This window comes from Shewanella sp. HL-SH2, from assembly GCF_051164935.1.
Classification (GTDB): domain Bacteria; phylum Pseudomonadota; class Gammaproteobacteria; order Enterobacterales; family Shewanellaceae; genus Shewanella; species Shewanella glacialimarina.
Genome location: NZ_CP195035.1, coordinates 2,826,021 through 2,840,532, shown reverse-complemented (window position 1 = coordinate 2,840,532; position 14,512 = coordinate 2,826,021). Strand labels below are relative to the sequence as shown.

Genomic DNA, 14,512 nt, shown 5'->3' with positions numbered 1-14,512 from the left:
AGTTAAGAATTATATAAATGTCGTCATACTCTGATAATGAAATGTGGAGCGTTTTTAAACGCTTAATGATTTATGTTTTACCGATGAAAGCCATGTTTATTATGGCGGTATTGGCCTTACTTACCTATGGCGCGGTTGATGCTGGTTTTATTGCGTTTATTAAACCTTTTATTGACCAAGGTTTTGCCTCATCAGCGACTACCGTCGCCGGAGTTGAAATACCCTCCCACGGTGGTTTTAATACCGACAATGACATTATGCGAATGGCACCTTTTGTGGTGATCGGCATGTTTACTTTGCGCGGTTTGGCTAACTTTGTGTCGACCTATTGTGTGTCTTACATGAGCGCTCAACTTATCATGGACATGCGTCAACAGGTTTTTGAGCACTATCTACATTTACCTGTCAGTTACATTGACCGCGAAAACAGTGGCAACCTTATTTCTCGTGTCACCTTTGATACCGAGCAAATTGCCAGAGCATCAGGCAGTGCGCTTATTTCGATTGTTCGAGACTCAATGACAGTTATCGGCATGTTAGCCATCATGTTTTATTTCTCGTGGAAATTGTCTCTGTGTATCTTGGTAATTGGCCCCGTTATGGGCATTGTTATCAGTGTGGTCAGTAAACGTTTTCGTAAAGTGTCTAAGCAAATTCAATCCGCAATGGGCGGAGTAACAGCCACAACCGAACAAATGATCAAAGGCCATAAAAACGTGCTGTCATTTGGTGGTCAAAAAACTGAAATGGCGCGTTTCTTTAAAGTGAATGACAGTAATCGTCATCAAAATATGAAGCTAGCAGTGGCGCAGTCAGTTAGCCAACCGTTAATTATGGTCATTGGCTCATTCGCATTAGCCTTTGTGTTGTATGCTGCCAGTTGGGACAGCATGAAGGCAGAGCTAACGGCCGGTACCTTCACCGCCATTTTAGGTGCAATGATGGCCATGTTACAGCCAATTAAAAACTTAACCCGCGTCAATGCTGAATTTCAGCGTGGTATTGCAGCCTGTACCACCATTTTTGAATTATTAGATACCCCAGTAGAACCCGATACCGGCACCCATAGCGTTGATCGTGTTAAAGGACATTTACAATTTAATAGCGTCAGCTTTAGCTACCCAGAACAAGACAGAAAAGCCCTAGATCAAATTGAGTTTGATGTTAAACCGGGCAAAACCGTCGCTCTAGTTGGCCGATCTGGTTCTGGTAAATCGACTATCGCTAATTTGATCACCCGTTTTTATGGCGGTTTATCAAATGGTGATATTTTACTCGATGACACCAGCATTTATGATTACCAATTAAAAAGTCTTCGTAATCAAGTGGCATTGGTGTCTCAGCAAGTCACGTTATTCAATGACACAATAGCTAACAATATAGCCTATGCCTACCCTGGTGAAGCTACCCGTGAGCAAATAGAACAAGCTGCAGAGCTTGCTTACGCCATGGAGTTTATCAACACCTTGCCCGATGGATTAGACACTCAGGTAGGGGAGAATGGGGTGTTGTTATCTGGCGGTCAGCGTCAGCGTATCGCTATTGCCCGTGCCATGTTACGTGATGCACCGGTATTGATTTTAGATGAAGCAACCTCGGCGTTGGACACTGAATCAGAAAAAGCGATTCAAAAAGGTTTAGATAACTTACGCCATAACCGAACCTCAGTGGTTATCGCGCATCGTTTATCAACTATTGAATCGGCCGATGAAATATTGGTTATCGATCAAGGTAAAGTTATCGAGCGTGGCGTACATAAAGATTTGATTACCCAAAACGGGGTGTATGCCAACTTGTATCAAATGCAATTTAGCAGCTAGGTTTTTACCTCAATGCAAAAATGGATAAATCAAATTTGGTATCAAGGCCACTGGGCAAGGTGGCTTTTACTGCCGTTGTCGGCGTTGTTTGTTGTTATTAGCCATATCAGACGCTCGCTGTTCACATTTGGCATCAAAAAAGTCACCCAACTGCCTGTGCCTGTCATTGTTGTTGGTAATATTACTGCTGGTGGTAGTGGTAAAACCCCAACGGTGATTTATCTAATTAACTTACTACGAGCCAATGGTTTAAAACCTGGCGTTGTAAGCCGTGGTTACGGGGCGAGTATTGATGGTGTAATCAGTGTCACTCAGTCAAGCAAAGCGGTTGATGTGGGTGATGAGCCATTAATGATTGTCAATCGTACCCATGTACCTATGGTGGTTGGCAGTCAACGCGTGTTAGCTGCGCAAACGTTATTAGCTGACTTTGATGTTGATGTGATCATTTGTGATGATGGCTTGCAGCATTACGCATTAGGGCGTGATATTGAAATCGCCCTAGTAGATGGTGCACGTCGTTATGGTAATCAATGTTTACTGCCAGCAGGACCATTAAGAGAAGGCTTGTGGCGTTTAGATAATATCGACTGGATTATCAATAATGGTGGTCCGCTATTAGCAAAGACTCAAGGGCCGGAAGAACAGCTGATGCAATTAGTGCCAGCGCCATTATGTAGGATTAAACCACATTCGTTTGATAAAGCCTTAGTCCCAGACTTGTTTGATACAGAGGCATCAATCATTGAACAACCTATTGTGGCGATAGCAGGTATTGGTAATCCACAACGTTTTTTTGATAGTTTGATTCAACAAGGTTATCAACTTAGGCAGACAGTGGCTTTTGCCGACCATCAAGCTTACGATCAACAACAGCTGATTGAGCTATCAACACAAACCCCCTTGCTAATGACCGAAAAAGATGCGGTTAAATGTCGCGATTTTGCATTACAAAACTGGTGGTATTTACCGGTAAATGCGAAGCTAAGTGAACAATTTGATATTCAGTTTATGAGTCGAGTGACTCAACTTATTCAACTTAAAAAGGAAATCTAAATGGCTTTTGATAAAAAGTTACTTGATATTGTCGCTTGCCCTGTGTGCAAAGGTAAACTGGAATTTGACAAAGAAGCCCAACAGCTAATTTGTAAGTTTGATAAAATTGCCTATCCGATTAATGATGGTATTCCAGTTTTACTGGAGAATCGTGCTACGCCATTGGTGGCAATAGATTAAACTTGATATTAGATTTAATCATTTACTCCCCAATATGATCGCTGAGTTTTAACATTTAGATAAAAAGTCCAGGGGAGCTAGGTTCACATGGCTAGGACTTTTTGTCATTAAATCGGCAAGTTGCACAGCAAATCACCATTTAGCCATGTTATGGTAATTTTTACTTGCAAGCGTTAGCCAACGCCCTTACTATGGCGACCGCTTTGTTAGGAAATCAAAGTCAGTACACCCGTAGCTCAGTTGGTTAGAGCACTACCTTGACATGGTAGGGGTCGGTGGTTCGAGTCCACTCGGGTGTACCAATTTAATCTTATCCAATTTCCAATATACACCCGTAGCTCAGTTGGTTAGAGCACTACCTTGACATGGTAGGGGTCGGTGGTTCGAGTCCACTCGGGTGTACCATATCTTGTTTATCCTTTCCTCTCTATCTGTAATAAAGTCCCTTGTTTTAAACTATACCAATAGTTTGTTACCACTTTTAAGCGTTATGTTTTTTATGCTGCAACTTTCGATGTGATTATTTATTTGCCACTTAACTCTAGTCATTCAAAGTGATTAAGGCGCGGATATTAGTCTCACTGCGTCGATCGATGAACCGCCCCAAACGTATTCGTAATGTGATGATTGTACAATCTCTTCGACGCATCTTGGAGTGAATAGCGCGTAGCAAGCCGTTAATGGGTTTCTTACCGACGTATAATGAATGCCTTCAATTGCAGATTTTCGCTGCTGTGCTCCAAACTGCTGTGCTTCGCTATAATTTGTTTGGTGGTAAATCGACGACTTTGATATGGCTTCTAAACTTATCACTGTGCTGTCAGTTAATTCGGCGCTAAATACACAACGTAAGCCTCGCATGATAATCGTGTCATAATGAACCCCTTTGATAGCCATTAGCATCTTTTGTTGATGATATTTGGTTTCTGCAATTGCTGTGTCGATATCATCGGCAAGATAAAGTACCCCGAACGAACCATTAGAGAAACGACTGCCATCTTTATTGATGTGGGTAAAAGGGGCTGTGGCGTATGAGCAGCCATTAATACCAAAAGGTATATCTGCTTTGTTAACCAAATCAATATGGCCAAGCTGATCCAGTAACCTTGGGTTGGTTAGACTTTGTAATGCAAAAATAGTATCAAAATCTTCCACAGAAGCGACATCATCAAACATCGAAATGGGTGGAAATTTTGAATTGATAAGTCTATATGCAACCTGATGCTCAACGGTTGATATTGTCGTCATTACCAACCACCACTTCGCATGCTATCGACACGGCTAAAGACTTCATGCAGTTCAGGAAAGCCTCCACCTTTTATTATATCCAGCGGTTTACGCCCCTCAAAATAGGGATTGGCGTTTTCCATCTGCATAAAGCCATATACGTTTTCAGGATTGGAGAAATACATTCTAAGTGCTGCGTGAATGTTCAGTATGTAACTAATGCGTGTTAGCTGATCTTTGTCGAGCACGAATTTCGCCTCTGGTTTTTTAAATGCAAAGTAAGAAGAGCGAGGTAAACGTAAAATATTAAGCATATCTTTTGGCGCACAGCCCCATTTTTCTAGAATAGATACAGCGGCACTAAAACCCACTTTTGAGGTCTTTGCCTCTGCAAAATCAATGTTTGATGTATTGGTATTGTGTGCAGTCATAACAATTACTCTCCGTTTTACATTTAAGCTAGAGTGATAACAGGTTTTAATGTTAGCTATATTAGTATTGCATGGGTCTTATTTTAGACCTAAATAGATTTTTAGTCCAATTTAAGACCGAGGTTGTTATTGGTAAGTATCCTAATGCGATTGAGTTTGTAGAGTCTAAATGAGGTGAACACTGGTAAAAATGGCCTTAGGGAAGGACTTTTTTGTAAAGAGTCGTAGATGGTACTAAAGCCAGCATAAACAAACTTGAACATGTGCTTGAAGGCAGATAAGTTGAATGGGCATATAAGATAATTAAGGTAGAATTATGACTTACTGATACTTAATTGATATTTAGATATCTGATAAATATAAAAAAGCAGAATAATGTCATAAACATTATTCTGCTGAGTGATGCTAACTATGATGTTAGTTAAGTCGTATTAAAGACTTATAGCGCGAAAGTACGTGATACAGAGATCACTGCGCGGGTATCACTTGCATCGCTATCTAGGCTGGTATCTTCTACTGCTAGGTTAAAGTCGAAACCTTCCCAGCTTGTCATGTATTCTGCACGATAATGGTTGTAAGAAGCATCGTCTCCCCATGCCCATTTGTCTTCATCTTGCGATGTTGAACGGTCAAAGCTGACACGAATATCATGACCTTCAGCAACTGTAAAAGTATGCGCCGCCATTATGATGTAATGACCTGCATCAACACCAAAATAATCCCATGTGTACCAAAAGTTTAATTCACTTTGCCCCAGTGATGATGCATAACCAAACTTGGTATATAGCTCTGGGTAGTAATATTCATCAGAGGCGTCATCACCATGATAGGTGTAATAAGCAAGACCAGCATCGATAGATAATTTATCTGTTAGCTCGTAATATTTACCTGCGTAAAAATCAAGTTCTAACCAAGTATCATCCGCGTCACCAAAGTCTACATTTGATGCCCAAGAACCCACATACCAACCATCATCCGCTGCATAGTCTAGGCTAGCTTGTAATGCCGGGCCGCTATCCGTTTGGCTAACACCGTTAAAAGTATAATCAGACGTTGCATTAACTGTAGTGCTTAACTCTCCAGCCATTACTGAGGTTGGTAAAGCGAATAAACTTAATAGTGCTAATTTTTTAATTGTGGTGTTCATCATCATTCCTTTTTCATTATTGATTTAGTCTAACAACTCGATCTTATTGAAATCGATTTTATTATCTTTTGGAGAGAGTTCTATTGCTCCTACTTTACGGTAGTTAGATTTTAAGATGTAAAGGAAACAGCTTAGTATTAAGCCTATGGCAAGCGCGCCTACCCATTGGATCTCTAAAAAGTCTAGTTTGAATAGTAAGGTTAAGCAACTTAGCAGCACAATATTTCCGATGATGTAAGTCAGTTTACCAAAACGCTCAACCGTTAGGTTTAAGTTGTCTGTATATAATCGGACTAGCGAATCGAGTGAGTTGATCACAAATGTGATGCCCACAATTACCATAGCAAGGTTGTAGAAGCCTGATGTATCGATTCCGTTAGAGCTATAGTAGTAAAGCACTGTGAACCAAATTGCGATGGGTATTGAAGGGAATACCATCATAGCAATTAATACTTGATAGGTTTTCATTCCACCAACAAAACGTGAAGTAAATTGGCCAATCATGATGCTCCATGCAAACCACCAAAACAGGTAGAACTCATGGTAGTCATTAAACGGCAGCACAAAGTGATGTATGTTACCGAAGTAGTCACCAATTAATGCAAAGGTGGTAAAGAATTCACCCACACTTGAGTCATCTGATAAAAAGGCGCCAGACCACATCACGGCAATCAAACCAAAGAATAACCAAGTGCTAGCTAGGCTAAGGTAACGAACATATCGGATGCTGGTGCTAGAATAAACTGCTGCAGCGATAACCAAAAATACGATGAGATAGAAGCTGCTTACAATGGATTCACCGTCACCTAATTGTGGTAAATACCAAGGTAAATTGGTCAATAATAAGTAAGCAGTAAAGGCACAAGTCCCGATAATGACAAGGTTATTGATAAATTTAATCAGCGGAATTTCAAAATATTTTACTCTTGGCTCAATTACGCAAAAGTAAAAACAGGTTAAAAAGTAAAAAGCCCAAATCAAGCAGGCCCAAAAACCAAACTCAATTGCCAGCGGATTACTAAAACTATATTCCGGACTAGTGGCTAAATCGGCATATCCTGCAAACTCAGTTAACGGGAACATGATTAAGCCAACATCTAGCCCTGAGGTGAATAAAATCGCAATAAAGGTAAATTTTCGCACCGGCGTGACACCAATGCACTGCATGTTACCCCAACGATAAATCACAAACGCGATAGCGGCAAAAGTAAATAAAATGCCTATTGATAACCAGGTCGTCATTATTTGACTCCTGAATAAAGGGTGTGTGCAAACATAGTGTTGGCTCCTTGTTGTATGTTTTTAATGCCATAGAACAATTTTTAAAGGCTAAATGCCCTCAAGCCTTAAGTATCGTACTGACGATAGTTAAACCCTGATAGATTGATCTTGGCTAAATTGGCCATTTACAAAAAACGTAGGTTGGCCATGAACCTGTTATAGATGGGCATTAATTCATACCCATTAACTTAATAAGTTTTAATTGGCCGCTTAGGTGCTTGTAAGCGTTGTGATGTTTGCCACTTTTCGGCTAGCGTCACTTTTGCCATACTTGGTGCCAGTGGCGTGTTACCTAAAATCAAATCGGCAGCACGCTCGGCAACCATGATGGTCGGTGAGTTCAAATTCCCATTAGGAATAGTTGGGAAAATAGATGAGTCAACGACTCTTAAACCGTTAATACCGTGAACTTTTGTTTCTGAATCAACCACGGCCATCTCATCTTCGCCCATTTTGCATGAGCAAGAAGGGTGATAGGCACTTTCAACTGAACGTCTGACAAAACGGTCAATTTCTTCATCGGTCTGTATTGCAAGGCCTGGTTGGATTTCTTCACCACGGTATTCATCTAAGCCCGGTTGGTTAATAATCTCACGGGTTAAGCGAACGCATGCTCTAAAGCCTTCAATATCATCTTGATGTGATAAGTAATTGAACTGAATTTGTGGTGCAACCTTTGCATCATTTGATACCACGGTTACCGCGCCACGGCTTTTAGGCTTGTTGTGACCGATATGTACTTGGAAACCATGACCTGCAAATGCTTCTTTACCGTCGTAGCGCATAGCTGCGGGTAAGAAATGATATTGTAGATCCGGCCACTCTAAACCGGCTTTTGAGCGGATAAAGCCACAGGACTCAAAATGATTAGTGGCCCCCAAACCAGTCTTATTTAAAATCCAGCGAGCACCAATAAACAGTTTGTTTAAAGGATCAATTTTGCCATTAAGCGTAATCGGTTTTAAACACTTAAATTGGAAGTAAAACTCTAAGTGATCCTGCAGGTTTTGACCTACACCGGGTAATTGATGAACTTGCTCAATACCTGCACTGGCTAAAGTACTTGCATCGCCAATACCGGACAATTGCAAAATATGCGGTGAACCAATTGAACCTGCCGATAACACCACTTCTTTATTGCAGTTAACATCAATTAACTCGCCTTTACGTTCGTAACGCACGCCGACAGCGGTTTTACCTTGCATAATCACTTTATGCACAAGCGCATGAGTGACCACGGTTAAATTCGGGCGTTTCATTGCTGGGCGAAGGTACGCATTTGCCGTAGACCAACGTACGCCGTTTTTAACTGTCATGTGCATTGGGCCAAAGCCTTCTTGCTGACTGGCATTGTAATCACTCGTCGCTAGGTAGCCAGCATCGACACCAGCATCAACAAAAGCTTGATATAACGGGTTTTTCATTTCATTACCGTTATTAACCGCTAATGGGCCTTTATCACCGCGATAAACATTACCGCCAAAAGACCATGTTTCAGCTTTTTTAAAGTAAGGCAGACAGTGAGCGTAATCCCAGTCTTTTGCACCTTCTTGCTGCCACTCGTCAAAATCACGTGCATGACCACGTACGTAGACCATGCCATTGATTGATGATGAACCGCCTAACACTTTGCCACGCGGGCAATGCATACGGCGATTGTCCAAATGTGGTTCGGCCTGCGTTTCAAACTGCCATGCATACTTTTTAGTATTCATGGGAATTGAAAGGGCAGTTGGCATTTGGATAAAAATGCTCTTGTCGCTACCACCGGTTTCAAGTATCAGGACTTTATTGTCTGGGTTTTCCGTTAAGCGGTTGGCTAATACACAACCTGCGCTACCGGCACCAACAATAATATAATCGTATTCATGAGACATTTGCGTAGACATTAATTGGGTCACTCCTAAAATGGGCTTTCAAGTGACTGCATACCAACGTAAACAGCTTTTATTTGGGTGTATGCTTTTAATGTTTCAGAGCCATTCTCACGACCAATGCCAGACATCTTGTAACCACCAACCGGCATTTCTGCAGGAGAAGCACCATACGCATTTATCCAACAAATACCGGCTTGCATTTGATGAATAACGCGATGTGCACGGGTAATGTCTTGCGTAAATACACCTGCCGCTAAGCCTAGGTGAGTGCTATTGGCACGTTTAACGACTTCATCTTCATCAGCAAAGGTAAAGACTGACATCACAGGGCCAAATATTTCTTCTTTTGAAATCGTCATCTCATCAGTGCATTCTGTAAATACAGTCGGCGCCACAAAGAAACCATTCGGTGCATTGTCAGGTGTTAATGCTGTTCCGCCTGTTAATAAGGTGGCACCTTCTTTTTTACCGATTTCAATGTAGTCGAGTACTTTTTGTTGATGGTCGCGTGAAATCAATGCACCAAAATTGGTGTCAGGGTGCATTGGGTCGCCACAAACGATGTTTTGCTCAGTACGCTCTTTTAAGCGTTGGATAAAGCGCGGATAAATATCTTGCTGCACAAACACGCGAGTACCGTTGGTACACACTTCACCTTGAGTATAGAAATTAGCTAACATCGCGGCTGATACTGCATTTTCAACATCGGCATCGTTAAAGATAATCAATGGCGATTTTCCGCCAAGCTCCATGGTCACTTCTTTTAGTGAACCCGCCGCCGCAGCCATGACTTTTTTACCGGTACCGACTTCACCCGTAAATGACACTTTAGCGATATCTTCATTGGTGGTGAGCCATGCGCCAACTCTACCGTCACCTTGAACAACGTTAAACACGCCATCTGGCACACCCGCTTGAGTGAATATTTCAGCTAAACGCATTGCGCCGCGAGGTGTTTCTTCTGAAGGTTTGAAAATCATTACGTTGCCGCATGCAAGTGCTGGGGCTGCTTTCCAACAAGCAATTTGTAACGGGTAGTTCCATGCGCCAATACCGGCACAAATACCTAATGGCTCACGGCGAGTATAATAAAAATCTGCTCCAACAGGCTGTTGATTGCCTTCAATACTTGGGGCGAGACCGGCAAAGAACTCAATTGAGTCGGCGCCAGTGACGATATCGACAACCGAAGCTTCTTGCCATGGTTTACCTGTATCCAATACTTCGCCTGCAGCAAGTTCATCATTGTGCTCACGTAGTAGGGCAACGGCTTTTAATAAAATACGGCTACGTTCTATAGGCGTCATCGCCGACCAAACAGCAAAACCTGCTTTGGCACTTTCTATAGCAGCTTTTTGCACAGACTCGGTTGCCACTTCAACTAAATAACTGACTTCGCCAGTAGCAGGGTTGATAACCTGGAAGGTTTCGCCACTGCCATTTGCAATGTACTTACCGTGAACATAATTTTGATAGGTGATTAACGCTGACATTCAATTTCTCCGTGTTGCACGATCACAGCCTCGATAAAGGCTTTAGATAAAATTTGGGCTTGTTTAAAATCTTCTGTAGGGGTGTGGCTTAGCGCGCTGCGTAACCAAAAACCGTCAATAATTGCTGCGGTTTGCTTTGCTGCATTAATGGCTGCCATATTTGGCAATAATTGTTTGAACGAAAAAAGCAGGTTGCTATATAAGCGTTGGCTATTAATGTGTTGAAGTCTTGCCAGTCCCGGATCGTGCATTGCTTGAGACCAAAAGCTTAACCATGTTTTTGCCGCGGCGTTTGAACGTTGTAAATCGGTGAAATTGGCTTCAACTATCATTAATAATCTTGCCGTTGGGGTTAAGGTTTTACCTGATGTCCTTGCCAGTAATGATTGCTTTAACTGTTCAAGTAAAAATTTCTGCGTGGCTTCAATCAACCCTTGTTTACCACCAAAGTAATGGCTAATAATGCCTGATGACATTCCAGCTATGCCACTAATGGTATTAATGGTGGTTTTTTGCAATCCAAAACGTTCAACCGACATTAATGTCGCTTCAATTAGCTGTTGTTGTCGCGCACTTTTCATAACAGGTCTTGGCATTAATGATTTCCTTTTTTAATCCAGCTAATCATTGATTGAACGTTCAATTAACACCGATCCTAATGATTAGAGTACTAACTATCAAGTTTTTATTTGATTTAGATCACATTAAACTATTTGATCTGTCGTTAGGTTTTTAGTTATTTGTTTATATAGGTTGTTGTTATTGATAAGGTAAATTTTCACATCTGACATGTGATTTACTAATTTACGTCAATGATAAAGATTTGTGCTGAAAGCATTGTTGCTGATAAATTTAAGTGGTAACTGCTATTCGAATTGAATTCTAGTTAAATTGATAACCTGAACTAATAGCATTGCAATAATCGTAAAAGCGCGACAAAGACAGCTAACCATAGATTTCAGAGGTATGTTTTTGACAGCATTGCTTCGACAAAATATATAGAGCAACTTGAAAGGTGAAATTTTGATTGCTTGGGATAAATTATGTGATCATATTAAAGTGAATTGCGTCTTTTAAATATCAGCTATCGCGACAATTGAAATATTGTGTTGATTATTGAACAAACAAAATCTGTAGACCCGAACTCGGATAAACACATTCACCAAAATAAGATAACCAGGCTAATAAGATGGGTAGTACTGCAATGATAATGTGGAGCGTATTATTTGGTGCGATTGGAATGGGGTATTTTGTCTATGGTAAACGCCAACAAGCAATTGTTCCGTTATGTATAGGTATGGCTTTAATGGTGTATCCGTTCTTTGTTGCCAGTGTGACGAGCTTAGTTATAGTTGGTATGATGTTAGTGGCAATACCGTTTTTTGTGCGCCGCTAATTTTATATATTCATAGGCTAATGCAGATAAAATTTATTATTTCTTTACGCCGTTCACTCGGACAAGCTGAATGAGCGGCGTAGATTTATTCGTTTTTAACCTAATCTATTTCAACAAAAATAATGCCTTTTCGTTGAATGTAACTCAATCGCCAGCCAAAGAGAATAGCGGCAGAGGTAAGCCCAGCTATCAGCCCAATCCAGAATCCATGCGCACCTATCGCGGGAACAATATAGTCGGTATAGGCTAATACATATCCTAATGTCATGCCGATAAACCAATATGAAAAGAGGGTAATGTAGAAGGCACTGCGAGTGTCTTTGTAACCCCGTAGTGCTCCCGCCGCCACAACCTGAATAGAGTCCGATATTTGGTATAAGGCTGCCATTAACATCAAGCTTCCGGCTAACGCGACAACCTCAGGATTATCATTATATAGTAGAGCTATTTCGTGTCTAAATACGACGGTTGAAATAGCGGTTAACAGCGCGAGAGATAACGACAGTCCTAAGGCGACATAAGTGACTAGTTGCGCTATATCGGTTCTTTCTCGACCAAGATAATACCCAATGCGAATAGATGCAGCGATACCAATCGACAAAGGCAACATGAATACTATAGATGAAAAATTTAACGCTATTTGATGACTTGCTACTACATTAGCGCCCATTGGCGCTAAAAATAATGCAATAACCGCGAATAGGCTTACTTCAAAGAACAACGCCATTGCAATCGGGAATCCCAATTTAGTCATTGACTTCATGGTGGACCATTTAGGGGCATAAAACTGTTTAAAGGGGGCAATATCAATAAATTTTTTATCAACAAGCATATAGATGGTCATAGCAATTAACATTGCCCAAAAGACCATAGCGGTTGCTATTCCACAGCCAGCACCACCCATTGCTGGAATGCCAAATCCTCCATAAATAAAGATATAGTTTGCAGGGATATTGACCGCCAAGCCAACAAAGCCAATCACCATAGTCGGTAAAGTGTAAGATATGCCTTCACTGCAACCGCGGAGCACTTGATATAAAGCGAATGCAGGTGCGCCCCAGAGAATGCCATCTATATATCCTACCGTTAAGCGATGCAGTTGTGGCTCTAAATCCATTAAATCTAAGATATAGCTTGAAGAGGCTAAAAATAACATCACACCCAAGGCGCCTATTATGGCAATATATCCAGCTTGAAACAGTAAGTTTGGGATCACCTTCTGGTTATCGGCTCCATGATGCTGTGAAAATACTGGCGTGAAGGCCATCAGTAGGCCTTGAACAAATAAGATGGCCGGTAGCCATAAACTGGTGCCAACAGCGACAGCGGCCATATCGACAGCGCTGACTCGTCCTGCCATAACAGTATCAATAAAGCCCATCATAGTTTGAGTCACTTGGGCGATTAATATTGGTAATGCGAGTTGTATTAAGCGCTTGGCTTGAAAGCCGGTGTTGTTCATATTAAGCCTATTAATAAACGAGAGTTACTTTATGTTTACAGGAATTGTACAAGCCACATGTGAAGTGGTATCGGTTCAACAGCAAGCTGGATTGAAACGTTTTGAAATTGCGCTAAAGCCTGAATTGCTTACCGGATTACAAACAGGAGCCAGTGTTGCAACCAATGGTGTTTGTTTAACGGTTACTAAGATATCGAATGATAAGGTTTTTTTCGATGTAATGGAAGAATCATTAGGGCTAACTAATCTAGATAAAGTACAGCGGGGCGACCTAGTTAACATTGAGCGCTCGTTAACCTTTGGCAGTGAAATTGGCGGACACATTTTATCGGGCCATATTCATACGCAAGCTGAAGTGGTATCGGTAAGTGATACTGCTGAGCATTATGATATTGAGTTAGCGTTAGATGCAAAGTGGAAAGACTACGTGTTTTATAAAGGCTTTGTCGCGGTGAATGGTTGTAGCTTAACGGTAGGGCAATTGACTGAGCGTGGTTTTAAATTGCACCTTATTCCTGAAACGCTAAGATTAACTAATATCAAAGCCCACCAAGTTGGCGATAAAATGAATATTGAAATTGACAGTCAAACTCAAGTTATTGTTGATACGGTTGAGCGCATTTTAGCTAAAAAGCAACAGGGTTAGTTTCGTGCGACAACCAAGCCAAGTACTAATAAATTTGCTCATCATCTGAATCAATAAATAATTGAATGGTCCGCCTGCTGTCATCTAAATGCATTTTAATATGGATAGGGTTACAGCAGATTCGACAATCATCATAATATTCTTGATCGCCACAACTCGTATCAATGGTTACATGTTGATGCTGACCACAATGTGGACAGCTTATTAAACGTGACAACAATCTCATATCTTGTACTCCAGTGATGGAATTTAACGTATTTACTGTGCTTGATTAAATATAGCCCTATTTTAGTTATACCGCATTGAGTGTAATGCATGAGTTTATTGAGTTTTGGCAGTATAGAAAGCCGTTAAAGGTTGATCCATTACTATGTTGTCACATACAATCAGGCACTACATTTTTGGGTAACTAAGACTCTTGTACTGTCTTTATTTCAAAAATGTGTTCATAACTTTTATTCACTATTTACCAAGTGGCCCTACGTGTGGGTCACCA

General features: G+C 41.1%; 14 protein-coding genes and 2 tRNA genes. 7 read left to right on the top strand and 9 right to left on the bottom strand.

Features of this window, described 5'->3' with window-relative positions:
* Positions 1-17: 17 nt before the first annotated feature.
* The 5 genes from msbA (at position 18) to ACRWP9_RS12375 (ending at position 3,461) form a co-directional block, all read left to right on the top strand.
* Positions 18-1,820 carry a lipid A export permease/ATP-binding protein MsbA gene (msbA, locus tag ACRWP9_RS12395; protein WP_434926257.1) on the top strand — a complete coding sequence of 601 codons (1,803 nt, stop codon included), beginning with the start codon at positions 18-20 and terminating at the stop codon, positions 1,818-1,820.
* Positions 1,821-1,832: 12 nt separating this feature from the next.
* Complete coding sequence (gene lpxK / locus ACRWP9_RS12390; protein ID WP_434926256.1) at positions 1,833-2,876, top strand: tetraacyldisaccharide 4'-kinase; 1,044 nt, start codon at positions 1,833-1,835, stop codon at positions 2,874-2,876.
* Positions 2,877-3,056 (top strand): Trm112 family protein, encoded by a 180-nt coding sequence (locus tag ACRWP9_RS12385; protein WP_434926255.1) that lies wholly within the window; start codon positions 2,877-2,879, stop codon positions 3,054-3,056. It begins immediately after the preceding gene.
* Between the two features lie 225 nt (positions 3,057-3,281).
* Positions 3,282-3,358 (top strand) — tRNA-Val (locus tag ACRWP9_RS12380).
* A 26-nt stretch (positions 3,359-3,384) separates the two neighbouring features.
* Positions 3,385-3,461, top strand: a tRNA-Val gene (locus ACRWP9_RS12375).
* Positions 3,462-3,614: 153 nt separating this feature from the next.
* Here ACRWP9_RS12375 and ACRWP9_RS12370 read toward each other — a convergent pair.
* The 7 genes from ACRWP9_RS12370 to betI form a co-directional block, all read right to left on the bottom strand.
* A complete protein-coding gene (locus tag ACRWP9_RS12370; protein ID WP_434926254.1) occupies positions 3,615-4,304 on the bottom strand; it encodes an RES family NAD+ phosphorylase in 690 nt (229 codons plus the stop codon).
* Positions 4,304-4,714 carry an antitoxin Xre-like helix-turn-helix domain-containing protein gene (locus tag ACRWP9_RS12365; RefSeq protein WP_434926253.1) on the bottom strand — a complete coding sequence of 137 codons (411 nt, stop codon included), beginning with the start codon at positions 4,712-4,714 and terminating at the stop codon, positions 4,304-4,306. Before ACRWP9_RS12365 ends, ACRWP9_RS12370 begins: the two co-directional genes overlap by 1 nt.
* A gap of 439 nt (positions 4,715-5,153) precedes the next feature.
* Complete coding sequence (locus tag ACRWP9_RS12360) at positions 5,154-5,861, bottom strand: TorF family putative porin (RefSeq protein WP_434926252.1); 708 nt, start codon at positions 5,859-5,861, stop codon at positions 5,154-5,156.
* Between the two features lie 24 nt (positions 5,862-5,885).
* Entirely contained in the window at positions 5,886-7,103 is a 1,218-nt protein-coding gene (locus ACRWP9_RS12355) for a BCCT family transporter (protein ID WP_434926251.1), read from the bottom strand.
* A 227-nt stretch (positions 7,104-7,330) separates the two neighbouring features.
* The gene (gene betA / locus ACRWP9_RS12350) at positions 7,331-9,019 is read right to left on the bottom strand and encodes a choline dehydrogenase (protein ID WP_434929053.1); all 1,689 of its coding nucleotides are present in this window, start codon (positions 9,017-9,019) and stop codon (positions 7,331-7,333) included.
* Positions 9,020-9,045: 26 nt separating this feature from the next.
* Positions 9,046-10,512: a betaine-aldehyde dehydrogenase gene (gene betB / locus ACRWP9_RS12345; protein ID WP_434926250.1), complete on the bottom strand. Its 1,467-nt coding sequence runs from the start codon at positions 10,510-10,512 to the stop codon at positions 9,046-9,048.
* Complete coding sequence (gene betI, locus ACRWP9_RS12340; RefSeq protein WP_434926249.1) at positions 10,500-11,108, bottom strand: transcriptional regulator BetI; 609 nt, start codon at positions 11,106-11,108, stop codon at positions 10,500-10,502. The genes betB and betI overlap by 13 nt, the downstream gene beginning before the upstream one ends.
* A 593-nt stretch (positions 11,109-11,701) precedes the next feature.
* Here betI and ACRWP9_RS12335 point away from each other — a divergent pair.
* Entirely contained in the window at positions 11,702-11,908 is a 207-nt protein-coding gene (locus ACRWP9_RS12335; protein WP_434926248.1) for a hypothetical protein, read from the top strand.
* Positions 11,909-12,008: 100 nt separating this feature from the next.
* Here the strand turns inward: ACRWP9_RS12335 and ACRWP9_RS12330 are convergent, their stop codons facing one another.
* Positions 12,009-13,370 carry an MATE family efflux transporter gene (locus ACRWP9_RS12330; protein WP_434926247.1) on the bottom strand — a complete coding sequence of 454 codons (1,362 nt, stop codon included), beginning with the start codon at positions 13,368-13,370 and terminating at the stop codon, positions 12,009-12,011.
* Positions 13,371-13,401: 31 nt separating this feature from the next.
* Here ACRWP9_RS12330 and ACRWP9_RS12325 point away from each other — a divergent pair, with 31 nt between their 5' ends.
* Positions 13,402-14,016 (top strand): riboflavin synthase subunit alpha, encoded by a 615-nt coding sequence (locus ACRWP9_RS12325; protein WP_434926246.1) that lies wholly within the window; start codon positions 13,402-13,404, stop codon positions 14,014-14,016.
* Positions 14,017-14,041: 25 nt separating this feature from the next.
* Here the strand turns inward: ACRWP9_RS12325 and ACRWP9_RS12320 are convergent, their stop codons facing one another.
* The gene (locus tag ACRWP9_RS12320; protein ID WP_434926245.1) at positions 14,042-14,242 is read right to left on the bottom strand and encodes a CPXCG motif-containing cysteine-rich protein; all 201 of its coding nucleotides are present in this window, start codon (positions 14,240-14,242) and stop codon (positions 14,042-14,044) included.
* Between the last annotated feature and the right edge of the window lie 270 nt (positions 14,243-14,512).

What these genes read in the sequence shown, in the direction of transcription:
- ACRWP9_RS12360 (WP_434926252.1), bottom strand. Translation starts at nt 5,861, where the DNA reads ATGAACACCACAATTAAAAAATTAGCACTATTAAGTTTATTCGCTTTA.
- ACRWP9_RS12370 (WP_434926254.1), bottom strand. Translation starts at nt 4,304, where the DNA reads ATGACGACAATATCAACCGTTGAGCATCAGGTTGCATATAGACTTATC.
- betB (WP_434926250.1), bottom strand. Translation starts at nt 10,512, where the DNA reads ATGTCAGCGTTAATCACCTATCAAAATTATGTTCACGGTAAGTACATT.
- lpxK (WP_434926256.1), top strand. Translation starts at nt 1,833, where the DNA reads ATGCAAAAATGGATAAATCAAATTTGGTATCAAGGCCACTGGGCAAGG.
- betA (WP_434929053.1), bottom strand. Translation starts at nt 9,019, where the DNA reads ATGTCTCATGAATACGATTATATTATTGTTGGTGCCGGTAGCGCAGGT.
- betI (WP_434926249.1), bottom strand. Translation starts at nt 11,108, where the DNA reads ATGCCAAGACCTGTTATGAAAAGTGCGCGACAACAACAGCTAATTGAA.
- ACRWP9_RS12355 (WP_434926251.1), bottom strand. Translation starts at nt 7,103, where the DNA reads ATGACGACCTGGTTATCAATAGGCATTTTATTTACTTTTGCCGCTATC.
- ACRWP9_RS12325 (WP_434926246.1), top strand. Translation starts at nt 13,402, where the DNA reads ATGTTTACAGGAATTGTACAAGCCACATGTGAAGTGGTATCGGTTCAA.
- msbA (WP_434926257.1), top strand. Translation starts at nt 18, where the DNA reads ATGTCGTCATACTCTGATAATGAAATGTGGAGCGTTTTTAAACGCTTA.
- ACRWP9_RS12330 (WP_434926247.1), bottom strand. Translation starts at nt 13,370, where the DNA reads ATGAACAACACCGGCTTTCAAGCCAAGCGCTTAATACAACTCGCATTA.
- ACRWP9_RS12385 (WP_434926255.1), top strand. Translation starts at nt 2,877, where the DNA reads ATGGCTTTTGATAAAAAGTTACTTGATATTGTCGCTTGCCCTGTGTGC.
- ACRWP9_RS12320 (WP_434926245.1), bottom strand. Translation starts at nt 14,242, where the DNA reads ATGAGATTGTTGTCACGTTTAATAAGCTGTCCACATTGTGGTCAGCAT.
- ACRWP9_RS12365 (WP_434926253.1), bottom strand. Translation starts at nt 4,714, where the DNA reads ATGACTGCACACAATACCAATACATCAAACATTGATTTTGCAGAGGCA.
- ACRWP9_RS12335 (WP_434926248.1), top strand. Translation starts at nt 11,702, where the DNA reads ATGGGTAGTACTGCAATGATAATGTGGAGCGTATTATTTGGTGCGATT.